15 protein-coding genes and 1 pseudogene are annotated in these 24479 nt (G+C 68.7%); 12 read left to right on the plus strand and 4 right to left on the minus strand.

The window, feature by feature from the left end:
* Positions 1-85: 85 nt before the first annotated feature.
* Complete coding sequence (locus KME78_RS16255) at positions 86-1828, minus strand: sulfatase family protein (RefSeq protein WP_308126978.1); 1743 nt, start codon at positions 1826-1828, stop codon at positions 86-88.
* On the opposite strand from KME78_RS16255, the gene KME78_RS16260 reads away from it, so the two are divergent.
* The 5 genes from KME78_RS16260 to KME78_RS16280 all read left to right on the plus strand — a co-directional run bounded on the left by KME78_RS16260 (position 1820) and on the right by KME78_RS16280 (position 14666).
* Positions 1820-3379: a CLIPPER-2 domain-containing protein gene (locus KME78_RS16260; protein WP_219529724.1), complete on the plus strand. Its 1560-nt coding sequence runs from the start codon at positions 1820-1822 to the stop codon at positions 3377-3379. The genes KME78_RS16255 and KME78_RS16260 overlap by 9 nt on opposite strands.
* 328 nt (positions 3380-3707) lie before the next feature.
* Positions 3708-5459, plus strand: a complete 1752-nt coding sequence (locus KME78_RS16265) for a fatty acyl-AMP ligase (RefSeq protein ID WP_219529725.1) — start codon at positions 3708-3710, stop codon at positions 5457-5459.
* Positions 5460-5605: 146 nt separating this feature from the next.
* Positions 5606-11665 (plus strand): type I polyketide synthase, encoded by a 6060-nt coding sequence (locus tag KME78_RS16270; protein ID WP_219529726.1) that lies wholly within the window; start codon positions 5606-5608, stop codon positions 11663-11665.
* Positions 11658-12974 (plus strand): crotonyl-CoA carboxylase/reductase, encoded by a 1317-nt coding sequence (gene ccrA / locus KME78_RS16275; protein ID WP_219529727.1) that lies wholly within the window; start codon positions 11658-11660, stop codon positions 12972-12974. Before KME78_RS16270 ends, ccrA begins: the two co-directional genes overlap by 8 nt.
* A 9-nt stretch (positions 12975-12983) precedes the next feature.
* Positions 12984-14666, plus strand: coding sequence for an MFS transporter (locus KME78_RS16280; RefSeq protein ID WP_219529728.1), 1683 nt, complete (start codon positions 12984-12986; stop codon positions 14664-14666).
* On the opposite strand, the gene KME78_RS16285 is transcribed toward KME78_RS16280, so the two are convergent.
* Complete coding sequence (locus tag KME78_RS16285; RefSeq protein WP_219529729.1) at positions 14611-15624, minus strand: alpha/beta hydrolase; 1014 nt, start codon at positions 15622-15624, stop codon at positions 14611-14613. The two genes, KME78_RS16280 and KME78_RS16285, sit on opposite strands and share 56 nt — an antisense overlap.
* A 746-nt stretch (positions 15625-16370) precedes the next feature.
* Between KME78_RS16285 and KME78_RS16290 the strand changes: the two are divergent.
* Positions 16371-16511, plus strand: a pseudogene (locus KME78_RS16290) (sigma factor); the annotation flags it as partial.
* A gap of 434 nt (positions 16512-16945) precedes the next feature.
* Here KME78_RS16290 and KME78_RS16295 read toward each other — a convergent pair.
* On the minus strand, positions 16946-17368 hold the full coding sequence (locus KME78_RS16295; protein WP_219529730.1) for a MarR family winged helix-turn-helix transcriptional regulator: 423 nt from the start codon (positions 17366-17368) through the stop codon (positions 16946-16948).
* A 57-nt stretch (positions 17369-17425) separates the two neighbouring features.
* On the opposite strand from KME78_RS16295, the gene KME78_RS16300 reads away from it, so the two are divergent.
* From KME78_RS16300 to KME78_RS16320, 5 genes are all read left to right on the plus strand, one after another.
* Positions 17426-17752 carry an antibiotic biosynthesis monooxygenase family protein gene (locus KME78_RS16300; protein ID WP_219529731.1) on the plus strand — a complete coding sequence of 109 codons (327 nt, stop codon included), beginning with the start codon at positions 17426-17428 and terminating at the stop codon, positions 17750-17752.
* Between the two features lie 61 nt (positions 17753-17813).
* Positions 17814-18386, plus strand: coding sequence for an RNA polymerase sigma factor (locus KME78_RS16305; protein ID WP_219529732.1), 573 nt, complete (start codon positions 17814-17816; stop codon positions 18384-18386).
* 2 nt (positions 18387-18388) lie between these two features.
* Positions 18389-19006 carry a hypothetical protein gene (locus tag KME78_RS16310; protein ID WP_219529733.1) on the plus strand — a complete coding sequence of 206 codons (618 nt, stop codon included), beginning with the start codon at positions 18389-18391 and terminating at the stop codon, positions 19004-19006.
* 83 nt (positions 19007-19089) lie between these two features.
* Complete coding sequence (locus KME78_RS16315; protein ID WP_219529734.1) at positions 19090-21114, plus strand: hydantoinase/oxoprolinase family protein; 2025 nt, start codon at positions 19090-19092, stop codon at positions 21112-21114.
* Complete coding sequence (locus KME78_RS16320) at positions 21111-22685, plus strand: hydantoinase B/oxoprolinase family protein (protein ID WP_219529735.1); 1575 nt, start codon at positions 21111-21113, stop codon at positions 22683-22685. The genes KME78_RS16315 and KME78_RS16320 overlap by 4 nt, the downstream gene beginning before the upstream one ends.
* A gap of 37 nt (positions 22686-22722) precedes the next feature.
* Here KME78_RS16320 and KME78_RS16325 read toward each other — a convergent pair whose 3' ends face one another.
* The gene (locus KME78_RS16325) at positions 22723-23508 is read right to left on the minus strand and encodes an SAM-dependent methyltransferase (RefSeq protein ID WP_308126979.1); all 786 of its coding nucleotides are present in this window, start codon (positions 23506-23508) and stop codon (positions 22723-22725) included.
* 306 nt (positions 23509-23814) lie between these two features.
* On the opposite strand from KME78_RS16325, the gene KME78_RS16330 reads away from it, so the two are divergent.
* Positions 23815-24183: a hypothetical protein gene (locus tag KME78_RS16330; protein WP_219529737.1), complete on the plus strand. Its 369-nt coding sequence runs from the start codon at positions 23815-23817 to the stop codon at positions 24181-24183.
* The last annotated feature ends 296 nt before the right edge of the window (positions 24184-24479 follow it).

A 24479-nucleotide genomic window follows, 5' to 3' on the forward strand; every position in this document is an offset into this window, starting at 1 on the left:
CGATCATGGTCAGCCTACTTGCCCTATGTAGTGCGGTCTGGGGTGTTGCTTCTTCGATCTGGCCCTGGACGCATTTCTTCCCAGGTCAGCGCCGGGCTGCGGTCCAGCAGTCCGGAGTGCCGGGCTTTCCGCACGTCGCCAGTGTGTCGAGGACCTTGCCCAGGCCGGCGGTCCTGGCGTTGTCCGGGTCGTTGGACTCCTGGTTCGGATCCGCCACCGTGTCGTAGTACTCGGGCTTCGCCTCGCCCTCGTACTCGACGTACAGCTCCCCGGCGGTACGCACCGCCGCGTAGCTGGGTGGCTGCGAGTTCTCCGCCTGCACCGGTTCGGCGTCGGGATCCGACTCACCCGACCCGGCCGGGTTGGGCTTGACATGCTCGATCAGCGCCGTCTTCCGCCAGTTCTTCGCCTTTTTGCCCTGGATGAGCGGCAGCAGGCTGCGCCCGTCGCGGCTGTCGCGGGTGGCCGCGCCGACCCCGGCCATGTCGAGGAAGGTCGCGAACAGGTCGACGTTCTGGGCGATGGCGTCGGTCACCACGTCGCCGCTCCGTCCCGCCGTGGGCCGTTTGACCAGCAGCGGTACCCGTACGTCGTGGTCGTAGGCGGTGGACTTGCCGCGTTCGAGGCGGTGCTGGCCGAGGTGGAAACCGTTGTCGCTGGTGAACACCACGTACGTGTTGCGCTTCTCGGCGTCCGTCAGCGTGCCCAGGACACGCTCCACCATGTCGTCCACCGACTGCACCATGCGGATCCGGTCCCGGAAGTCCTTGCGCAGCGTCTTGACCAGGGCCGGGGCGAGCGGCGCGCGGCGTACCCAGGAGGGCTTGTCGGCGGTGTCCTCGTCGAACGCGGGCAGCTTGCTCACGTCGATGCCGTTGCAGTCCGGCCCGCCGCAGTCGCCGTTGGGGAACTCCCCGGCCGGGAACTGGGTCTTGGGCCGGTCCCGGCGCGCGGGCGGGAAGTGCGGCTCCTTGTCGCCCGGCTTGTAGCCGAGCCTGGAGTGCGGCGCGAACGGCGAGACCTGCAGGAAGAACGGCCGGCCCGGGGCGCGCTCGCGCGAGCGCGCGATGAAGTCCGTGGCCCGCTTGCCGAGCTCGTCCACCAGGTACGTGCCGTCGGAGGAGTCCAGACCGGGCTCGTCCCCCTTGACGTAGCGGGTGAGCTCGTACCTGAACTCGTTGTAGCCGCCGCCGGCCGCCACGTGCCACTCGTCCCAGCCGGGCGGCACGTGGTAGTTCGCGTCCTTCACCGGGTACTCGTTGATGTACTTGCCGAGGTAGCCGGTGCGGTATCCGGCCTGTGCCAACGAGACGGCGTACGTCCTCGGCTCGTGCGGCGCGAACGCCTGGTAACCGCCGCGGTCGGAGTTCAGGTTCGTGGCCACGCCGGTGTTGTGCGGGAACCGGCCGGTGAACATCGAGGCGCGCGACGGGCAGCACAGCGAGTTGGACACGTAGTAGTTGCTGAACTTCGTGCCGTCGTCGCCAAGGCCCTGCGGGTATGTCGAGTTGTCGCCATGACCACTTTCTCTTACAACGTTGAAAGATGAGGGTGGGATGCACGGTAATGGCGCTTTATGTGGCGGATCAACCGATTGATCCTGAAGGCTTCCTGGCAATGCGAGCCGAACGTGCGTCACGGCACGGTGGGTCGAGAAGCCACTGGATCTCCAGCCCGTGTACGCGCTGAACAAGATCAAGCCAACTGTTGGTGCGGCCGCACGTGTCGTGTGCCGCCGCGTGCCCTCGTCGGGTGAGGCTGCCGTCCGGCGCCGGTTCACCCCGGCCCGGTGGATGTCTGCGACGAGAGGAACATCACGATGAGACACATCCGAGGGATGTGTTACCCGGTCGCCGCCCTCGCGGCGGTGGCCCTTCCGCTGACGCTGTTCGGCGCGGTCCCGGCCGAGGCCGCACCCGCCGTCACCGCCCCGGCGGTTGCGCGGGTCGCGCCGGATCCCGCCTCCTGCCCCGACCAGGTGTCGCTGGTCAATGGCGGTTTCGAGCAGCCGGTCGTCAGCCGTGGGACGTGGGCCTGGTTCCCCGACGTCTCGCAGGCCGGCGCGCCGAACCACGTGCCGGGCTGGCTCACCACCGCCACCGATCACCTGATCGAGTTGTGGGCCAGCCCGCCGAACCCGGCCAACACCCCGACCAAGGAGGGCAGGCAACTCGCCGAGCTGAACGCCAACCAGGTCTCGACCCTGTACCAGGATCACGCGACCGCCCCGGGGACGAAGCTGTACTGGCGGCTGTCCCACCGCGGCCGGCTGGGGGTCGACACGATGGCCCTGGACATCGGCGCCCCGGCGGCGCCGGTGCAACAGCGGGTCATGTCGGACGGCACCGGGAGCTGGGGCACCTACTCCGGCGCCTACATCGTGCCCGCGGGCCAGACGACCACCAGGTTCGCCTTCCGTTCCGTCTCGGCGGCCGGCGGGAACGCCACCTTCGGCAACCTGCTCGATGACATCTCCTTCGCGACCGCGCCGTGCGTCGTCGTCACCAAGACCGCGAGCCCGCAGGGGCCGGTCGACGTCGGCGACGTGATCACCTACCGGGTCACCGCGGTCAACAAGGGCGGCGCCACGGCGGAGAACGTACGCCTCACCGACAGCGTCCCGGCGGGCACCACCTACGTGCCCGGCTCGCTCCGGGTGGTCGACGGCCCGGGCAGCGGGGACAAGACCGATCAGGCGGGCGACGACCAGGGCGAGTTCGACGCCGCGGCCGGCAAGGTCTCCTTCACCCTGGGCAACGGCGCCACCCCCGCGGCCGGGGGCTCGCTGCCCAACGCCGCGAGCCTGCCCGACGGCACCACCGTGGAGTTCAAGGTCAAGGTCGGCCGGGACGCCGCGGGCGGGCAGGTGACCAACCAGGCGACGGCCGGCTACGAGAACCGGCTCGGCCCGGAGCCGGAGCGGCTGACCTCAACCAGCGGCGACGCGGTGACCAAGGTCAACCCGGCCGTGGACCTGAGCGTGGTCAAGTCCGCCGATGCGACCAGGGTGACCGTGGGCCAGACCGTCACCTACCGCGTCACCGTACGCAACGCCGGCCCGAACGACGCGACGGGCGTCACGGTCAAGGACATGCTGCCGGCCAACCTCGCCTTCGTCTCCGCCATGGCCGCCAACGGGACCTACACGCCGGCGAACGGGATGTGGACGGTCGGCGCGCTGGCCAGTGGCGCCTCGGCCACGCTGACCCTCCATGCCAAGGCCACCGCGGTCGGAGAGACGACCAACACGGCCACCGCCGACGGCAAGGAGCTGGACCTCGATCCCGCCAACGACTCCGACAGCGTCAAGGTCTGCGTCGACCCTGAACCCTTCTGCCCGTACTGCACCAAGGAAACCGCGCAGAAGACGAAGAGCTAGCAACAGGAAAGCGTCCCTGCCACCGATTGCCTCGTGGCAGGGACGCGGTCGTCCGGCGACTTTTTGCGCTCATCGCCCTGCATAAACGGCCAACAGCAGAATTTCGCGCCTATTTCATAGCCTTGCCAAATCCGCTCATGGCCATTTCGCAAGAAATATCCCCTTATGGCGCCGTATGATGCGGGGATGGAAAATATATCTATCAGGCCAGTCACAATGACCTTATGCTCTCGATGAAGAGCTAAAGGTAAAATCTCGCTATTAATTAGCGACTGCGCAAATGCAGCCCGCCGACACAGGCGAACCACCTTTGGCGAGGGGGAGTGGGATGGCGCTGGGTGATCGCTTCATCGATGCCACAAGCGGGGAGCCATTAACGGATCTGGTTCTCAGGTGGGCCGAGGAGAGGCCGGACGAGCCGGCGTTCACTTTCGTGGACTACGGCAGCCACCGTGATGGTCGAAGGACCACGTTGACCTGGGCCGAGGCGCACCTGCGGGCCTGCGCGACGGCCGCCCGGCTGCGCCGGTTCGCCGAGCCCGGTGACCGGGTGGCGTTGCTGCTGCCCCAGGGGCTGGAGTATCTGATCACGATGCTCGGGTCCATGTACGCCCGGACCATCGCGGTGCCGTTGTTCTCCCCGGACCTGCCGGGTCGTTCCGCCCGCCTGGCCGGGGCCTACGCCGACGCCGATCCGGCCGTCGTCGTCGGTACGTCCCGCATCCTGCCGGAGGTACGGGTCTTCCTCGACGACCACGACCTGCCGCGACCGCGCGACCTCGTCGCGGCCGACGCCATCGAGCCCGCCGCCTGGGACCGGGAGCGGGTCGACCCGGAGGAGCTCGCCTATCTGCAGTACACCTCGGGTTCCACGCGTGAGCCTGCCGGGGTCGAGATCAGTCACCACAACCTGGCCGTCAACGCCCGGCAGTTATGGACGCGTTTCGGCGTCGACCGGCACCGGAGGGTGGCGATCGTCAGCTGGCTGCCGCTCTTCCACGACATGGGGCTGGTGGCCACGCTCGCGGCTCCGATCGTGCACGGCATCCAGGTGGACTTCACCGACCCGGCGTCGTACATCAGGCATCCGGCCCGGTGGCTGCGGATGATCTCCGACCGCCGGGACGACGAGGTCCTGACCGCCGCCCCGAACTTCGCCTACGAATACTGCCTCACGCGTACGCGAGACACGAGCGGTCTCGATCTGCGGGGCTTGCGCTGGTGCCTCAACGGGGCAGAACCGGTCAGGCAGGGCACGCTGGATCGCTTCGCCGCCACGTTCGGCGCGACCGGCCTGCGCCCCGGGGCTCTGACGCCGTGCTACGGACTCGCGGAGGCGACCGTGTTCGTCACCGCCGCCTGTGAGGACGTTCCGCCACGGATCCTCCGCGTCGATCCGATAAGCCTGCGCGAGGGGGTCGTGCGGCTCGCCGAGACGGAGCGCGGCGTGGGGATGGTCTCGTGCGGCAGCCCGGCCGGCCAGTACGTCGCCATCGTCGATCCCGAGACCTGCGCGGAACTCCCCGATGACCGGATCGGTGAGATCTGGATCCACGGTCCCAACGTGGCGCGCGGCTACTGGCGCAAGCCCGAGCGCAGCCGGGAGATCTTCGGCGGACAACTCACCGAGCCCGCCGGCGGACTGCCCGCAGGTCCCTGGATGCGCACCGGCGACCTCGGCATCATTCATGACGGCGACTTGTACATAGCCGGCCGGATCAAAGATCTGATCATCATCGACGGTCGCAACCACTTTCCCCAAGACGTCGAGGCGACGGTGCAGGACGCGCATCCGGCTGTTCGCTCCGACCATGTGGCCGCCTTCGCGATCGACGGAGCGGACACCGAGCACCTGGTCGTCGTCGCCGAACACTCCCGCGCCTTCCGGCTCGGTGAGCTGGATCACGACGAGGTCCGCAGCGTCGTACGCGGCGCGGTCGGCGCGCTGCACGACGTGTGGGTGCATGATTTCGTGCTGGTCCGGCCGGGCGGCGTCCCTCGAACATCCAGCGGCAAGATCGCCCGCAGCGCCTGCAGACAGCTCTACCTCGCTTCACAGCTGCCCACTGTCCGGGAGTGACCCCGCAGAAGGAGCACCTCATGTGCCATCCGGCGTACGCGCCCGATCGCGCATTCGTCCGGGGACAGGGAAAGGCAGATCTCATCCGCAGGCACACAACAACCATTGATCCCGCTGCGAGGGGGTCGATAACCAGGAGGTAAACAATGCCGAACGCCCATCGCAACGAACCGAACGAGTCCTCGATCCGTGAATTCCTGATCGGCCGGGTGGCCGATCGCTGCAATCTGCGGAAGAAAGAAATAGATCCGGACCGTCCGCTGGCCGACATCGGGTTCGGATCGCGCGACGCCGTGGCCATCATCGGTGAGGTGGAAGAGTGGCTCGGCTGCTCATTGCCTCCCCTCCTGCTCTACGAATATCCGACCATCACCCATCTCGCTCACATGCTGATGGGTCTGCGGCAGGACCGCCCCGCCCCGCCCCGCCTCTCAGCCGGCCGATCCACGGATGCGATCGCCGTGGTGGGCCTTGGCTGCCGATTTCCCGGCGGAACAGCGGGCCCGGAAGCGTACTGGCGATTCCTGACCGAGGGAGGCGACGCGATCGGGGAAGTACCCGCGGGCCGATGGGAGCGACTGGACGGCGCCCAGCGGTTCGGGGGTTTCCTGGAGGACGTCGCCGGATTCGACTCGCGGTTCTTCGGCATCACAGCGAGCGAGGCGGACGCCATGGACCCGCAGCAGCGACTGCTGCTCGAGGTAGCCTACGAGGCTCTGGACCACGCGGGCATCGCTCCCAGGTCACTGCGCGGCAGCCGTACGGGGGTATTCGTCGGCATCTCCTCCCCGGAGTACGCGCTGCTGACGATGGCCGAATCGGCCGCGCTGTCGCCTTGGACGGCGACGGGGGTGGCCTTGAGCATCGCCGCCAACCGGCTGTCCTACCTGCTGGATCTGCACGGCACGTCGTTGAGCGTCGACACGGCCTGCTCCTCGTCACTGGTGGCCGTCCATCTCGCCGTACAGGACCTGCGGGCCGGTCAGAGCGACCTGGCGCTGGCCGCCGGCGTCAACGTCCTGCTCTCCCCGACGATCACCCAGACGTTCGAGCTGGCGGGCGCCACCGCCCCTGACGGCCGCTGCAAGGCCTTCGACGCCTCGGCGGACGGGATGGTACGCGCGGAGGGGTGCGGCCTGGTCGTCCTGAAACGCCTCGAGGACGCCTACCGCGACGGCGACCGGGTGTTAGCGGTCATCCAGAACACCGCCGTGAACTCCGACGGCCGCTCCAACGGTCTGGCCGCCCCCAGCCCGGAGGCGCAGAAAGCGCTGCTGCGCGAGGCGTACGCCGGGCTGACCCCGCCGGACTACATCGAGGCCCACGGCACCGGAACCCTGCTCGGCGACCCGATCGAAGCGCACGCCCTCGGCGCGGTGCTGGGCCAGGATCGCGCCGGTGCCCTGTTGATCGGCTCCGTCAAGACCAACCTCGGCCATCTGGAACCCGCCGCGGGGATCGCCGGGCTGATCAAGACCGTGCTCGCGCTGTGGCACCGGAGCATCCCGCCGAGCCTGCACTATCACCAGCCGAACCCGCACATCGACTTCGACCGGTGGCGCCTGAAGGTCGTCACCGAACCGACGCCCTGGCCGTCACCCGCGCCCCGGGCAGGCGTGTCGGCCTTCGGCTTCGGCGGTACGAACGCCCATGTCGTGCTGGCGGCGGCACCCGAGAGACCCGAGCCGGTCGCCGGGTCCGGCCCGGTCCACACGCTGCTCCTCTCCGACGTCTCCGCCGAGCGCGTCACCGAGTACGCGGGGCGGCTGGCCGACCACGTCGTCGATCCGGCGAACGTCGCCTGCACCCTCGCCCGCCGCTACGGCAGAGGCCGGTTCGGGGCCGCAGTCGTGGGGCGCGACCGCGAGACGCTCACCACCGCGCTCCGGGCGCTGGCTCGCGGGCGCCACGACCCGAGGGTGGTCACGGGTGTGGACACCGGCATGCCCGCGCCGGTCTGGGTCTTCTCGGGGTACGGGGCGCAGCGACCGGGTATGGGGCGCACGCTGCTGGCCGAGGAGCGCGCGTTCGCCGCCACCATCGATCTCCTGGAACCCTTGGTCCAGGCCGAGGCCGGGTTCTCGGTGCGCGAGACGCTGCACGCCGACCGGCCGGACCCCGCCGAGACGATGGTGGTGCTGTTCGCCGTACAGGTCGCGTTGGCGCGGCTCTGGCAGGCGTACGGCGTGAAGCCCGCCGCGGTGATCGGGCACTCGATGGGTGAGGTCGCCGCCGTGGTGGTGGCCGGGGCGCTGTCGTTGCGGGACGGGGTCACGGTCATCTGCCGTCGAGCCCGCCTGCTCTCCGGGATCGCGGGCGGGGGAGCCATGTGCGTCCTCGGCGCCTCGGCCGAGGAGGCCGCCGAGCTGAGCAAGGACTGCCCCGACGTGCACCTCGCCGTGCGTACGGCACCGCGGCAGACGGTGCTGACGGGCGACGCCGGCCAGATCGCCACGGTGGTGAGCCGCGCCGAGCGACGTGGCCTGCTCGCCCGCCCGGTACGCGCCGAAGGAGCGGGCCACTCGCCCCAGGTCGAGCCGTTGCTGTCCCCCTTTCGGGAGCAACTGGCGGGGATCCGACCGGCGAAACTACGAGTCCCGCTCTACTCCACCGTCCTGGACAACCCGCGGCGGATCCCGGCGTTCGACGGCGACTACTGGGCGGCGAACATGCGCGATCCCGTCCGGCTCGTCGATGCCGTCCAGGCCGCCGCCGAGGACGGCCACCGCGCGTTCATCGAGATCTCCGCGCACCCGCTGCTGACCCACGCGCTGAGCGAGACCGTACGGGACTCGCTCGTGCTGCCCACCCTGCGGGGCGGCCCGACACGGGACACCGAGACCGACGACACCCTCACCTTCCACGCGCAGCTCGCCGCGCTCAGGCTCAGCGGATCGCCGATCGCGCGGTCCACTCCCGGCCGGGTCATCGACGTGCCAGGCCCGAGCTGGCGGCACGAACACCACTGGATGCCGACGCGGCGCACATCCGCCCGATCATCGTTTCACCCGCTGCTCGGCGTCCACGTCGAACTTCCCGGCGGACGGCACGCGTGGAGCGCGAACGTGGGCGAGGCCATGCTGCCGTGGCTGCCGCTGCACGGCGTCACCGTCCTGCCCGCGGCCGCGTACGCGGAGATCGTCCTGACCGCCGGAGCCGCGGCACTCGACACGGACGACCTGATCGTGCGCGGCCTGCGCGTCGTCAAGCTGCTTCCGCTGGACGAACAGACGACGATCACCACCTCGCTGACGATCACGCCGCATGAGGCCGGCGGCCCCCACGCGAAGGTACGGGTGCAGACCCGTACACCCGCCGGGCAATGGACGCTCCTCGCTACCGCGTCCATTGGCAGCGGACAGGTCACCCCGCGCGATATGGCGGCCCGGGTTCCGGTGCCCGCCGCCGAGCAGGCGGACCACCGATTCCGGGCGCACCCCGTTGTCCTGGATCGATGCCTGGCCTCTTTCGGCGCGGAGTGGACCGCCATGGGCATCGGCTCGATGCGCGTGCTCGGGCCGACCCGGGAGGGCGGCCACTGCGAGTTCACGGCTCCCCGGCGGAGAAAGGACGGCACGGCGGTCGCCGCGCTGCGACTCGTGGACGAGACGGGCAGAGTCGTGCTGGAGGCCGACGGCGTCCATTTGCGCCGGCTGCCGGCAACCTCCGTACCCGTACCGTTGGCCGCCAAGCTGGTCGAGGCCGTGTGGAGCCCGACGGCGCCGCACCAGCCGGGCCAGGCGGCCGAGTCGGCCGGTTGGCTGGTGCTCGCCGATCCCGGGGACTCCTTCACCGAGGCGGTCACCGGGATACTCACGCACGCGGGACACCGCATCACGGCACGTCACCGCATCTCCCGGGAGCACACGTGGCGAGACCTCCAGAACCGGACGGCCTCGCCGGACAACGTGGCGCTCGTGGTGCCGACCCGGCTCACCGACAAGGAACTGGTGCTCAGCGTGTCCGCCCTGGTCCGCGCGCTGCCACCCGACGTGCGGCTGTGGTTCGTCACCCGGCGCTCGATCGCCGTCCGGCCCGGCGAGGCGGGTGAGCCGGGGCAGGCGTTCCTGCGCGCCCTGGTCAGAGTTCTGGCGTTCGAGCACCCTGCTCTGCGCGCGAGTCTCGTCGACGTGGACGACCCCGTGGCGGCGGCCGCCGAACTGCTGGGCGGCACCGCCGACACCGAGGTCGCCTGGCGCGACGGGGTTCGCCACGTGGCGCGACTGCGGCGGGCCCGCCTCGGTACGGGGGCATGGCGGCACCTCGTACGGCCGGGCGGCGCCTACGCGATCAGCGGCGGATACGGGGGCCTGGGCCTGGTCACCGCCCAGCGGCTGGTCGAGCGGGGCGCAGGACGCCTGGTGCTCTCCGGCCGATCCGGCCCGGGGCCCGAAGCCAAGAAGATCATCGATAGCTTGCGCAGGGCCGGCGCGGAGATCGAGATCGTGCTCGGTGACATCGCCGCGCCCGGCGTGGCCGAACGGATGGTCGCCGCCGGCCAGCGGGACGGCTTGCGGCTGCATGGGGTGGTGCACGCCGCGGGCGGTCTGGCGGACCGGATCTTCACGGAGGTCGGACCCGAGGACCTGCACCAGGTGTGGGCACCCAAGGTGACCGGCGCCCTGCGGCTGCACGAAGCCACCGAGGATCTCGACCTCGACTGGTGGGTGGTCTACTCCTCGGCCGCCGCGCTGCTCGGCTCACCGGGGCAGGCGGCTTACGCGGCGGCCAACGCGTACGCCGACGCGCTCGTCGACTGGCGCCGGGCGCACGGCCTGCCGGCCACCACGATCAACTGGGGAACGTGGGCCGACGTGGGTGGCGCCGCCGGCCTGCGGGTCGACGTGCTGGACCCGCTCACCCCGGAAGAAGGCGCGGACGCGCTGGAGGCGCTGCTCGTGCACGACCAGAGATCCGCCGGCGTGCTCCGCTTCAACGCACGCCGGGCGCTGGCCGCCTTCCCCGAGATCCGCGAACAGCCGTACTTCTCGGAACTCGTCGACGCGACCTCCGACGACAGCACGGGCACCGATGATTGGCCCGGGCCGGAGCGGCTCCGCACCCTCGATCCCGGCACCGCTCGGCGGCTCGTCCGCGAGCGGGTGAGCGACAGGGTGGCGACCGTACTCGGGTTCACTCCCGACCCGGCGCGGCCGCTGACCGAGCTCGGGCTAGACTCCCTCGTCGCCGTACGGATCAAGAGCGCGCTGGAGCACGACTTCGGCGTCCCCGTCGAGGCTGCGACTCTGCTGCGGGGCGGCAACCTCGCGGACCTGCAGGCCGAGCTCTGCCGGAGCCTCGGCCTCGCCGGGCAACCCGCTCCCGTGGAGGCCGGGCGCGGCATCGTGCGGTCGCTCGCCAACGGCACGCAACCAGCATCCGGGGTGCCGTTCTTCTGTGCGCACCCGGCGGGCGGCAGCTCAAGCGTGTACCGGCCGCTGGCCGCCCTGCTCGGCGAAGACCAGGTGATCTATGGGCTGGAGCGGTTCGAGGACAACCTCGAACTGGCGGCTCGCGCCGACCGCTACATCGACCTGATCCGCGCCACGCAGCCCGAAGGGCCCTACCGGCTGGGTGGCTGGTCGTTCGGCGGGGTGCTCGCGTACGAGATCGCCCGGCGGCTCGACCAAGGCGAGGTCGAACTGGTCGCGATGATCGACGCCGGCCTGCCCAAACAGGTGGAGAACGTGCTCGAGACCACCGCCCGCCGATACGCCGACTTCGGCAGATATCTCACCACAACGTATGGGATACCGGTCTCGCTGCCGTACGAGGAACTGATCACGCTGGATGAGGAGCAGCAGCTCGCGCTGGTCATCGAGCGGACCACGCCGCTGATGGCGCACCTGCCGCCGGCCGTGGCGGTGCATCAGTTCACCTCGCACGAAGACACGCGATGCCTGGAACGGTATGTCCCCGGGCCCTACGACGGGCGGGTCGTGCTCTACCGCTCGACCGAGCCGACGCCCTGGACCGTGCACGACGCCCGCTACGACCTGGACGAAGCCAACGGCTTCGGGGACCTGTGCCCGCGGCTGGAGATCGTCTCGGTGCCGGGCACCCATCACCTCAACCTCCTCGACCCGCCCGGCGTCAACGTCATCGCCGATCACCTGCGCGGCCTGCTCTCAGGCAGCCGCAGACCACCCGGTCGTCGAGCTGACACAGCCACAAGCGACGTTCCTGGTGAGGCGAGCAATGTCTGATCTGATCCACGCGGTCCGCGCGGGGGCGAGCCCCGCCGAGCTCCTCGCATGTGACCTGCCCACCCGCTTCCGAGCCGCGTACACCCTCAAGGCAGAGATCGCCCTGTTCGCCGGAACCTCCGACAAGGATGTCCGCCGCTCCATCCACGTGGGGGAGGTGGAGATGCCGGAACTCGCCCCGGACGAGGTCGTGGTGGCGGTGATGGCCTCAGCGGTCAACTTCAACAGCGTCTGGAGCGCGATCTTCGAGCCGGTCCCGACCTTCACCTTTCTGCGGCGCCGGACGAGTGATGGCCGATGGTGGCCACGGCACGATCGGGAATACCACGTCATCGGGTCGGACGCCTCAGGCGTGGTGGTACGCACGGGGGAGGCGGTGTGGAACTGCTCGGTCGGTGACCGGGTGGTCATCCACCCCGGAGTCGTCGATCCGGGCAACCCGTACTCCCAGGACGACGGCGTCATGGCGGCGCCGCTCGCCTGGGGCTACGAGACCAACTTCGGTGGCATGGCCGACTTCACCATCGTCAAGGCGAACCAGATCATCCCCAAGCCGGAGTGCCTGACCTGGGAGGAGGCCGCGGCCAACACCCTCTGCGCCGGGACGGCGTACCGCATGCTCATCGGCCGACACGGAGCCCGGATGAAGCAGGGCGACATCGTCCTCATCTGGGGTGCCACGGGAGGTCTCGGCAGTTACGCGATCCAGTTCGTCCTCAACGGCGGCGGTATCCCCGTGTGCGTCGTCAGTTCCTCGGCCAAAGCCGAGATCATCCACGCCATGGGCGGCCGGAACGTCATCGACCGTACGAGCCTGGAGCTCGGCGACCACGGATTGCGCGATCCGGCGTCGTGGCGGCTGCTGGGCCGCCGCATCCGGGAACTGACCGGCCAAGACCCCCATATCGTCTTCGAGTACCTCGGTCAGGAGACGTTCGCGGCCTCCGTGGGCCTCGCCCGGACCGGCGGCTCCATCGTGACCTGCGGATCCAGCACGGGCTACTGGCACCAGTACGACAACCGGTATCTGTGGATGCGGATCAAGCGGATCATCGGCAGCCACGGCGCGAACTACCAGGAAGCCACCGAGGTCAACCGGCTGATCAGCCTGGGGACGATCACGCCGACCCTGTCGAGGACCTACCCACTGGAGCACGCCGCGGAAGCCGTCCGGTCAGTCCAGCAGGGCGATCACATCGGCAAGATCGGGATCCGCTGCCTCGCTCCCTCGGAAGGGCTGGGCGTGACCGACCTGGCGCTCCGCGAACGCATCGGCGAAGACCGGCTCGGTCTCTTCCGCTCTCATTGAGGAGGGCCCGTGGTGAACAACGCCAGGGCACCCGGTGCCGAGCGGCGACGATGGGTGGGGCTGGCGGTGCTCCTGATCGCGGCCTTCATGGATCTGCTCAACGGAAGCATCGTCAACGTGGCGATTCCCGCCATCCGCAACGATCTGGGCGCGTCCTATGCCGCCATTCAGTGGATCATCGCCGGTTACACCCTCGCCTGCGCGGTGACCCTCATCACCGGTGGGCGGCTGGGCGACATCTTCGGCCGCAAACGGATGTTCCTCGTGGGGACCGCCGGTTTCACCGTCGCCTCCGCGCTGTGCGCGCTGGCGCAGTCCCCAGGGATGCTCGTCGGCGCCCGCATCCTGCAAGGCCTGATGGCCGCGCTCATGCTGCCCCAGGTGCTGGCGATCATCCATCTCGGCTTCGGCCGGCGGGAACTGGGCAAGGTCGTGACGTTGTACGCCTTCATCGGCGGGCTGGCGATGGTGGGAGGTCCGGTCATCGGCGGCCTCCTGCTGGAGCTGAATCCGCTCGACCTGGCCTGGCGCGGCGTCTTCGCGCTGAACCTGCCCATAGGCGCGGTGGCACTTCCCCTGGCCGTGTTCCTCATAGACGAGTCCAGGGCGCCGCACGCCTTGCGGCTGGATCCGATCGGCGTGCTCCTCGTCACCTTCGCCCTGTTGCTGCTGGTCTACCCCCTCGCCCAGGGCCGTGAGCTGGGGTGGCCTGACTGGAGCATCGTGTCGATGATCTGCTCGCCGCCGCTCTTCGCGGTGTTCATCCTGTACGAACGTCGCAAGACCCGTAGTGACGGCTCGCCGCTCATCGAGCTGGGACTGTTCGCCGCCCGCAGCTACACCACAGGACTTGTGCTGCAACTGCTCCTCTTGTGGGTGATATCGGCGTTCTTTTTCGTATGGACCTTGTACCTGCAACTCGGCCGCGACTGGTCACCGCTGCACACCGGGTTGACCACGATCCCGTTCTCCGTCGGAGCCTCGATCGCCGGTGGTATGTCCATGCGGCTGTATCTGCGGTTCGGCCGAGCATCCCTCATCGCGGGCGCGGCCATGATGATCGCGGGGGTGCTCGTCTACGGCTGGTACGGCCCGCAGGCCACCTCCCCGCAGATGATCGCGCCACTCCTCTTGATCGGCGTCGGGCTGGGACTGGTGATCGTGCCGCTGACCGCGCTCACCCTCGCCGACGTGCCACCTCAGGAGGCCGGTGGCGCGTCGGGGATGATCAACGCGATCACCCAGCTCGGTACGGTCCTGGGGATCGCGCTCATCGGGGTGGTGTTCTTCACCGCGGTCGGCCAGCAGGCGGCCAGGAGCGTGGACCAGATCATCCCGCGGATCCACCAGGAGTTGTCCATGGCCGCGGGACTGTCCGGGCCCGTCGGCGACGTGATCCTCGCCGACTTCCGCACCTGTGTGATCGGCCAGACCATGGGACATGATCGGCCCGGCCGGTCGGCCCCCTGCTCTCAGGGGTTCGGAGCCACCCGGACGGTTGACGACGCGCTGTCCCGCGCCGCCGCCGCAGTGCGTCGTGAGGCGTTCGCCCAGTCCTTCCAGCGCTCGCTGTGCTACGTCCTCGGCACCCTCGTCGCCATCTTGACCCTGCTGTTCGCGCTGCCTGAGCGGGCGATCACGCCTGCACCCGAAGCGTGGCCGCGCGGGGCTGAGCCCCGATCGCCTTCATGATCAGTGGCCACGCTCGATGCATTTCCGGCTGCCACGTGGACCAGTTGTGCCAGCCGTTCTGGTAGATGTGCGTGGTGGCCGGGATGCCGAGCTGCTTGAGCCGGTTGACGAGAGAGACGGACGTGGACCCGCAGATCGCCTCCTGAGGGTGAATCAAGTCGTCACCGACAGCGGGATGATCATTCGGGCCCGGCAGGCCGGTAAGGCCGCTGGCGATGTAGAGCGCGGTGCCACGCAACTGGGAGGCGAGCACGTAGGGGTCGTTCGCCTCCCAGTTCTTGCGATTGGTGAGTGGATCGCCCCAGATGCGCAGCGCGTCGTAGCGTTCACTCGCCTGAAGCAGGGCGAAAGCGGGAACCCCCAGCTGGGTAAGGTGCAGCACACCACTGAAAGACGCGGCATAGGCGAACATGCCAGGGTGACGGGCCGCGTATTTCACGGCCCCGTAGCCGGCCGATGAAATGCCCATGGTCGCGCGGCTGGTGCCGGCGCGATAGTTGCGCTCCATGAGTTGCGGGAGTTCGCCGGTATGGAACGTCTCCCACTTGGGGGCGCCGCCCTTTCCGTAGTTCCACCAGTCGGTGAACCATCCGGCCCATCCGGTATCCGGCATGACCACCATGACGTCGTAGTCCGCCGCCACCTGCTCGATGTCGGTGCTGCGCGTCCAAGAGACGTAAGTATCACGCCCCCCGTGAAAGGCGTAAACGACGGGCCAGGTGCGTGATGCGGTCCGCGTCCATCCCTTCGGTACGAGAATGCGTACCGGCACCGACTCGCCCAAGGCCGGGGACGACACCGTCACATCCAGCGTGGTCTCATCGAGCCACCGTTCCGCGGTGATTGTGGCGCCGTCGTCGGACGCCACCGGTGCGCTGGCGGCATTAGATCTGCCCGGAAGCAAGCCGACCGCGACGATTGTGACAACGAGGAATCCGCGCGCGAACCTTACCAACAACGTCTGCCTCCACCAGTCGACGTAGCAGGGGGACTGTACAACGACTGGCGTGCGGCCGGAGCCTATTGATCAGAAAGGATGGTATCGATATTTCGGCACCAGGACGAGACCGGATAATTCCACCCATGCCTGGCCGGGTGCGGCTCCTGAAATGCAAAAAAACCCGTCAGAGTCGGGTCTGACAGGATGTTCGTAGTGCGGCCCGGAGAGAAATTCCGCCGGGCCGCACCCGCGTCCGCCCCATTATCCGGCCGGACGTGTGTGTTGGTTAGGTGGCGTGGCAGGTTACCGATGCGGCGCGAGGTATGAGTGCGCTGAGCAGCGCTTCGGCCGCCGTGGCGCTAGGGGCGCTCACCGTCACGCTGAACGGCGGAAGACCGCGAACCGTGACGGTGCACTGAAACGTTGCCGCGTGGGCCGGAATGGCGTAGAGAGTGGCGGCGATAACCGCACCACCTAGAACGCCGGCCGCTTTGGCCATAACTCCTTTGCCGGACATGACTCCTCCTTAGAGCCTGCCTACCTGGGAAATGCCATGATTGGCATCGCGTGAAAAGTACGTCCGCCACCCACTAAAGTCAATAAAGTGTGGGAGTGATTCAAGACACACGGAACTTTAAAGAGGGATAAATGTCGCTATAAACGCTTGAATATCAATAACCAGTTGTCGTCCTGAGGCCTCCGAACTACCGTCTTGATGTCACAAAACGGCAGGGGTCGGCACGTCGCAGCCCCCGCTCGGGGACCTGGGTCGGGGTGATCGCCCGGATCCCGCCACGGAGGCGTTCGTCGCGCACCGCAATCTGTTGTTCACCGTCGCCTACGAGATGCTGGGTTCGGCCGCCGACGCCGAGGACGTGCTGCAGGAGACGTGGTTGCGGTGGGCCGCTGAGCCTGGGGCCGCTTGGAACGCGTTATGACGGCAATGTCCGCTACAACCACAAAACGATGCCTTCGCGGCGTAAAGCCCGGTCGGGGAGCTGTTCGGCAGGGGTCCGGGTGGGAAAAAACCAGGTCACAAGCCCTCTCGAGGGGCAGCTTCGGAGGGCTGGTGGTGTTGTAGCCGTCGAGCGGGGTCAGTCTCCGTCCCCGCTGACGCCAGAGTCCTAGGAGAACACCATGTCAATCCTGTACTTCTTCGGAATGATGCGTCCGCCGGTCCCCAAGCCTCCTGATCTGTTCGGGGATACGAGCGATAGTGCGGCGCTCGCCCGCCGTCGTCGGCGGCACCGCCGAAGCTAGACATCCGACCCGGATAGACGCTCGGCTGGGAGGCCCCCAGCCGGGCGCCTCGTTGCGCACTGGGTGCCGTGCACGGCGCTCAGGCCAGATTCTCGACGCAGGTGGTGAGGAGGGTGGCCAGTTGGCGTACGTCGCCGGCCGGGAGGGTGCTGAGCATGCGGCTCTCCACCTCCAGCACGATGCGTTCCGCTTGATCCAGCATGCCCCGGCCGGAATCGGTGAGGGTGACCGGCAGAGCCCGGCCCGCCGACGGCTGCGCGGCGACGGAGGCCAGCCCGGCCTCCTTCAGTCCACTGAGCACGTCCCGCAATGACTGGCGAGTGACGAACGTACGGCGGGCGAGCTCGGCCGCCGGCGCCCCGGGCGCGTCGGCCAGCGCTCGGAGCACCGCGTACTGGGACATGGACAGGCCCACGGTGCGCAACTGTTCCTCGCAGGCTCTGCGGAACGACTGCTGGACCTGCTTGACCAAGTAGCCGATGCGTTCATCGAGTTGACTCATGACAGGAACCTTACACATAATGGGCGATGTAAGGATCCTGACATGAGGAGGGCTTCCATGGCCACGACCATCACCTTGGACGCACCGGTCGCCACGCTGATCAACGTCTTCACCGTCCAGAGCGACCGGCAGCGCGAGCTCGTCGAGCTCCTGACCATCGCCACCGAAGAGGTGATGCGGCATCGGCCGGGATTCGTCACCGCGAACATCCACGCCAGCGCCGACGGCACCAGGGTGGTCAACTACGCCCAGTGGGAGAGCGCGGCGGACTTCCAGGCCATGCTGGCCGACCCTGAGGCCCGAGTGCACATGGGGCAGGCCGCCGCGATCGCCGACCACTTCGACCCGCACCTGTACACCGTGGAGTCGGTACACCACGGGTGAAGCATTTCGGCTTGGCGCGGTAAGTACAGATGACCGCATACGCCAAGAAAGGCCGACATGCATGACAACCAGCCGCGAAGTCGTCGAGACCGATGACGCGACCCTCATCGAGCGGTCGCTGAACGAGCCGGAGATCTTCGCCGTCCTGTTCGACCGGCATGCGCCGCTTCTGCACCGCTACGTGACCAGACGCCTGGGACCCACCGAGGCGGAGGACGTGGTGGCCGACACCTTCCTGGCCGCCTTCCAGCGCCGGGGCGATTACGACCGGGGCCGCCCCGACGCCCGCCCATGGCTGTACGGCATCGCCTCCAACGTGATCGGCAAACGGCGGCGCACCGAGTCGAGCCTCTACCGCGCCTACATCCGCAGTGGTGTGCATCCGGCGGAGATACCAGGCGCACTGGTCGAGGACGGGATCAACACCCTGGCCGTCAACCGCCCGCTGGCGCGGGCCCTGCTGAGGCTCAAACGGGCAGATCGCGACGTACTGCTGCTCGTCGCCTGGGCCGAACTGAGCTACCACGAGGTCGCCGACGCGCTCGCCATCCCGCTGGGCACCGTCGGTTCGCGACTCAACCGGGCCCGTGCCCAGATCCGTCAAGCCCTGGAACAGGGAGAAGAAGGAGAATGACGATGGACGCGTTGAAGACCATGTGGGAGACCGTTCCGCCGGCCACCCCGGACGATCTCGCCGGGGCGAGGCGGCGGCTGCTGGCCGGGATGCACACCCGGCGGCGCGTCGTCACCGCCCCCCGGCTGCTGGTCGCGGCCGGGGTCGCGGCGGCGGCGGCCACCGCGCCGCTGATCATCGCCACCGGGCCCCCCGCGTACGCGGTGACCAAGGGTCCGGACGGCACGATCACGGTGACCGTCAACGAACTACGCGACCCCCAGGGGTTGCAGAAAGAGCTGGGCGAGGCCGGCATCAAGGCCGACGTGACGTTCCTGGCCCAGCGCATGCGGTGCGCGAGCCCTCGATTCGCCAGTGTGGACGGTGCTTACGATGGTCCGCCCGCCGCTGGATCGGAGGACCTCAAAGCCAGGACGAAGGGGTGGCGTTCGGTCAAGGCCGCCCAGGTGATCTCCGTACGGGAGATCGGGATCCACCCGGAGTACATCAAGACGGACGAGACGCTCGTGCTGGAGTTCCGTGACAACCACAACGCGACCCGGCCCTGGCAACTCGGCGCCTGGCTGGCCCAGGCGGGCACCCCCGTGAAACCGTGCACGCCCGTCGAGGGTGACAACTGAGGCGGGCGGTCGGCCTCATGTGAGGCTGGAGGCTGTGCAGGGTGCACAGCCTCCAGACGGGTGTTCGGCCTACCGTGGTCGCCATGACGTATCGGGTCGCGATGGACATTGGCGGCACCTTCACGGATGTGGTCTGCTACGACGAGCGGACCGGCGCGGTCGTCGCGTCGAAGGCGCCCAGCACGCCCGGGGATCTGGCCGAGGGGGTGTTCGCCGCGCTGGGATCGGTGGTGGCCGACCTCACCGAGATCTCCTTCTTCGTACACGGCACCACACAAGGGCTGAACGCGCTGCTGGAACGCAAGGGCGCCAAGGTGCTGCTGCTGGCGAGCCAGGGGGCCGGGCACGCGTACCACATCGCGCGTGGCAACCGCACGCGCATGTTCGACCTGCGCTATCGCAAGCCGGTGCCGCTGGTGCCGCGCGAGCACATCGTGGAGGTCGGCGGCCGGCTGGACTGGCGGGGCGGTGAGCTGGCCGCGCTGGACGAGCAGGCCGTACGGCGGGCCGCGCGGCGGGCACCGGCCGAGGGCTTCGACGCGGTGGCGGTGTGCCTGCTGTTCTCCTACGCCAACTCCGAGCACGAGCTGCGCGCGGCGGAGATCCTCCGCGAGGAGCTGGGTGAACGGGTGCTGGTGGTGCTCAGCCACGAGGCGGCCCGGGAATGGCGGGAGTACGAGCGGACCTCCAGCGCGGTGCTGGAGGCCTACACCGGTCCGGCGGTACGCCGGTATCTGGCGGGAATCGAACGACGGTTCGCCGAGCGAGGACTTGGCGTGCCGGTGCACGTCATGCAGTCTTCCGGTGGGCTGGTCAACGCCTCGCATGCGATGCGCCGGCCGTTGCAGACGCTGCTGTCCGGCCCGGTCGGCGGCACGATGGGCGGGGTGGCGCTGGCCCGGTTGCTGGGTGGCCGCCGCAACGCGATCTGCGTGGACATGGGCGGCACCTCGTTCGACGTCTCCCTGGTGATGGACGGCCGGCCCGACATCACCAGCGAGGCCTCGATCGAGGGCTTCCCGGTGCTGATGCCGCTGGTGAACCTGCACACCATCGGCGCGGGCGGCGGATCGCTGGCCTATGCCGAGGCGGGCGCGTTGCGGGTGGGGCCGCAGTCGGCCGGCGCGGTGCCCGGCCCGGCCTGCTACGGGCGCGGTGGTACGCAGCCCACGGTGACCGACGCCAACGTGGTGCTGGGACGCGTCGATCCGGAGTGGTTCGCCGGCGGGCAGATGAGCCTGGACGTGGAGGCGGCGCACCAGGCCGTGGCCGCGCTGGCCGGGCAACTGGGGATGGAGCCGCTACTGCTGGCCGAGGGCATCTGCCAGGTGGCCAATGCCAAGATGGCGCAGGCGATCCGGACGATCACCGTGGACCACGGGATCGAGCCGCGCGAGTTCGCCCTGATGGCCTTCGGCGGAGCGGGCGCGATGCACGCGGTGTTCATCGCGCGGGAACTGGGCATCGGCGAGGTGGTCGTGCCCCGCTTCCCCGGCGCGTTCTCCGCCTGGGGCATGCTGGAGGCCGATGTACGGCGGGATCTGACCGAGCCGCATTTCCGCGGCCAGGAGTCGCTGGACGGGCCGGCGATGGCGGCGGCGCTCGCCTCGCTGGAGTCCGCCGCGCTGGCGGAACTGGCGGCCCAAGGGGTGCCGGCGGCGCGACGGCGCGTGGAACACGCGGTGGACATGCGGTACGAGGGGCAGGACTACACCCTCACCATCCCGCTGGACGGCGCCGATGAGCCCGCGGCGCCGGACTTCCTGCCGCGCATCGCCGCGCGGTTCGCCCAGGCGCACACCGCCCGGTACGGGCATGCCACGCCGGAGGCGCCGGTGGAGGTCGTGATGCTCCGCTCGACGGGGCTGGGTACCTTTCCCCGCCTGTCGGCCGCGCCGCCAGAGGTGGAGGAGCGGGCGGCGGTGACGCGGCACGTCGTGTTCGACGGGGTCACGCATCAGACGCCGGTGGTACGCCGGTCGGCGCTGGGCGGCGAGCTGGCCGGCCCGGCGATCGTGGTGGAGGAGACGGCCACCACGGTCATCCCACCAGGCTGTGTGGCCTCGGTGGACGAGTTCGGATTCCTCATCATCAAGGTGGCGCCATGATCGACCCGGTCACGACAGAGATCATTCGCTGCGCGTTGCTGCAGGCGGCCGAGGACATGAACGCGACGTTGATCCGCTCGTCGTACACGCCGGTGATCTACGAGGCCAAGGACTGCGCGGTGGCGCTGCTGGACCGCGACCACAACGTGCTGGGCCAGTCGTCGGGGTTGCCGATCTTCCTGGGCAACCTGGAGGTGTGCACGCGCGAGACGGAGGCGCTGTACGGCAGGCAGGTGTGGCAGGAAGGAGACGTGTGGGTGCTCAACGACTCCTATATCGGCGGCACCCACCTCAACGACGTCACGGTGTACGGGCCGATCTTCGTTGACGGCGCGCTGGTGGGTTTCGCGGCGTCGCGGGCGCACTGGCTGGATGTGGGGTCGAAGGATCCGGGCGGGTCGATGGACTCCACCTCCATCTTCCAGGAGGGGCTCAGGCTGGGTCCGGTGAAGATCTACGCCGGTGGCCGGCCGTGCCGTGACCTGCACGAGGTGATCGCGCGCAACACGCGTTTCCCGCACGCCACGCTGGGCGACATGCGGGCGCAGGTGGCGTGCGCGATGACCGGGCAGCGGCGGCTGGCCGAGATCGTGTCACGCTGGGGGCTGGAGACGGTCATGGCGGCGCGCGATGAGATCTTCGTACAGACCGAACGGCTGGAGCGGGAGGCCATCAGCGCCATTCCCGACGGCGTCTACACCGCCGGAGGATTCCTCGACAACGACGGCATCTCGCTGGATGTGCCGTTGCCGGTGAACGTCACGGTGACCGTCGCCGGGTCGGACATGTCGGTTGATCTGAGTGATTGTGCTGATCAGGCGGAAGGGCCGGTCAACTGCGGCGCCGCGCAGGCGGTGGCAGCCGCCCGCGTCGCCTTCAAGCTGCTGGTCTCCGGCGAGGTGCCGCTGAACGGCGGCTCCTTCCGCCCGCTGCGGGTGATCACCCGGCCGGGGTCGATGCTGGCCGCCCAGTCCCCGGCCGCCTGCCAGTACTACTACTCCCATCTGGGGCTGCTGATCGATCTGGTGGTCAAGGCCCTGGCCGGGGCGCTGCCGGGCAAGGCGGCCGCCGCGTCGTACGGCGACTCGATGATCGTGCAGTTCTCCGGCACCGACCCGCGTACCGGCAAGCTGTACGTCTCCCAGGAGGCCACCGTCGGTGGATGGGGCGCCTGGGACGGGGGTGACGGCGAGAGCGCGCTGATCAACAGCGTCAATGGCGACCTGCGTGACATGCCGATCGAGGTGCTGGAGACGCTCTTCCCGGTGCGGGTGCACCGCTATGAGATCCGCCCCGGCTCCGGCGGCGCCGGTCGCTGGCGCGGCGGCGACGGGGTGGTGCGCGAGTACGAGTTCCTCGGCCCGACCTCGTTGTCGTTGTGGTTCGAACGTTCGGTCACCCCCGCGTGGGGGCTGGCCGGCGGCGGCGCGGGGGTGCCGCCACGGGTGACGTTGAACCCGGGGACGGCGGGCGAGCGGGAGGTGCTGAAGGTCAACGCCTTGCCGGTGCGGGTCGGTGACGTGCTGCGGTGCGAGTCGGGGGGTGGCGGCGGGTACGGCACACCTGGTTGAGGCCGGTCGAACCCCCTTGACGCGCTCGCGGCCGGGCTCAGGGTACGCGACCCACGCCGCAGAGCATGTCAGCTCCGCCGGGGCCGGCGAGCGACGGATCAAGGGGGTCTTCGGTGCGCCAGTCGGTCGTCGACACCAGGCCCGGCTCCAGCATGTCCAGGCCCTCGAAGAAGCCGGCTATCTGCTCACGCGTGCGTGGGGTCACGTTGCCTGCCCCGGTCTTGCTGTAGACCTCGCGGCCCTGGCCCACCGCGTTGTTGTCGAGCTCGCCCGTGGTGACGTGGGAGATGATCAGATGGCTTCCGGAGGGCAGGGCTTCGCGAATGGAGCTCACGATGCTCTGGGCCTGATCGTCATCGGGGATGAAGTGCAACACCGCGAGGAGCAGTACGGCCACAGGTTGCTCGAAGTCGAGGTGTCGCGTGATGTGCGGGTGGCCGAGAATGGCCTTAGGGTCGCGCATGTCGCCCTCCACCACGATGGTGTCGGCGGTCTCCGCCAGCAGAGCGCGGGCATGCACCAGCACGATCGGGTCGTTGTCGACGTAGACCACGCACGAGCCGGGAGAGACCAGCCCCGCCACCTGATGGACGTTCTCCTGAGTCGGCAGGCCGGTGCCGATGTCCAGGAACTGCCGGACCCCTCCTTCGGCAACCGCGCGGACGGCACGACCCAAGAAGGCCCGGTTGGCCTGCGCGACCTCCTTCGCATTGGGTGACAGCTGAAGGATCCGCGCTGCGGCCTCACGGTCAGCGGCGAAATTGTCCTTGCCATCCAACAGATAGTCATACATCCGGGCCACACTCGGCACCGTCGGGTCCACCCCCGCAGGGGCCCGTTCCAACTCGGTCATCGTTACCCCTTGATCTGACACCTGGTAAGGGATCTTAAAGGATCTCTTCGGGTGATGATCGGTTGGGCCTCCACGCTGTCAGAGGGCGGGGGCGCCGACAGACGTCTCGCCTGCGAATACTGGCACCACGGCAAGCTGCCCTAGGCGGTCGTGGTCGACCCGTGGCAAAAGTCCGGCAGATGTCCTGTTATTGTCTCGTCGGATTATTCGAATATCGTTGAAATCTGCCGGACGATGGCCCTCGGCGATAATCTCGAAAAGAGAGAGAATTGCTTCATGAAAGCTCTGGCGGCAGCGTTCACCAGCGTGGCCGTCCTCTTCATGGGCACGGCCCCGAGCGCCAGTGCCGCCACATATACCTTGCTGAAGCAGTCGAGCAAGAACGGTGTCACGGCCCGGCTCTGGCTCAACAACCAGACCCGGGCCATCCACGCGCAGGGCCTGGGTCCGAGGGCCGGAGAGTCGGCCAGGATCGACGCGTACGCCGGCATCATCCTCGACCAGAGAATCATGCGGCCAGGTGGTGGCACGACGCTTGACACCAAGGCGTTCTCCATCCACCCGCGGCGATATTCCGCCTGTGCGGGCAGCCCGGCGGGTGGGGACTGGTTCATCTGCACGGCGTACTACAGCTTCAACGGCTGACAGCGGGGAGGATTGCCGACTGCCGTTCGTTCACACAATGCTGTTCGCGCTCTGTCCTGGAATAATATTCCCCATCAGCCGTTCGGAGCCTTTCCTCGGCTGCTGCAGAACGTCGCCGCTTTGGGGGCGGACTTCCACGCGAAAACCTTCCTGATATTCATGGCGACACCAGCCGATCAGGCCGATTCGCTCAAGCGGAACGTACGCCGCCAACGGTGGCTTTTGCGCGCCTGCCTGTCAGGTCTGGCGCAGGTGGACCGCCAGGTGCAGCGCCAGGCGGGTGGCCGGGTCGTCCA

Source organism: Nonomuraea guangzhouensis (genome assembly GCF_019396345.1).
In the GTDB taxonomy this organism is placed as follows: Bacteria; Actinomycetota; Actinomycetes; order Streptosporangiales; family Streptosporangiaceae; genus Nonomuraea; species Nonomuraea guangzhouensis.

Bases quoted from the DNA above. Each gene is read 5' to 3' on its own strand.
- KME78_RS16310 (WP_219529733.1), top strand. From the start codon at position 18,389: ATGGACGCGTTGAAGACCATGTGGGAGACCGTTCCGCCGGCCACCCCG.
- KME78_RS16260 (WP_219529724.1), top strand. From the start codon at position 1,820: ATGAGACACATCCGAGGGATGTGTTACCCGGTCGCCGCCCTCGCGGCG.
- ccrA (WP_219529727.1), top strand. From the start codon at position 11,658: ATGTCTGATCTGATCCACGCGGTCCGCGCGGGGGCGAGCCCCGCCGAG.
- KME78_RS16315 (WP_219529734.1), top strand. From the start codon at position 19,090: ATGACGTATCGGGTCGCGATGGACATTGGCGGCACCTTCACGGATGTG.
- KME78_RS16265 (WP_219529725.1), top strand. From the start codon at position 3,708: ATGGCGCTGGGTGATCGCTTCATCGATGCCACAAGCGGGGAGCCATTA.
- KME78_RS16295 (WP_219529730.1), bottom strand. From the start codon at position 17,368: ATGAGTCAACTCGATGAACGCATCGGCTACTTGGTCAAGCAGGTCCAG.
- KME78_RS16305 (WP_219529732.1), top strand. From the start codon at position 17,814: ATGACAACCAGCCGCGAAGTCGTCGAGACCGATGACGCGACCCTCATC.
- KME78_RS16320 (WP_219529735.1), top strand. From the start codon at position 21,111: ATGATCGACCCGGTCACGACAGAGATCATTCGCTGCGCGTTGCTGCAG.
- KME78_RS16270 (WP_219529726.1), top strand. From the start codon at position 5,606: ATGCCGAACGCCCATCGCAACGAACCGAACGAGTCCTCGATCCGTGAA.
- KME78_RS16300 (WP_219529731.1), top strand. From the start codon at position 17,426: ATGGCCACGACCATCACCTTGGACGCACCGGTCGCCACGCTGATCAAC.
- KME78_RS16330 (WP_219529737.1), top strand. From the start codon at position 23,815: ATGAAAGCTCTGGCGGCAGCGTTCACCAGCGTGGCCGTCCTCTTCATG.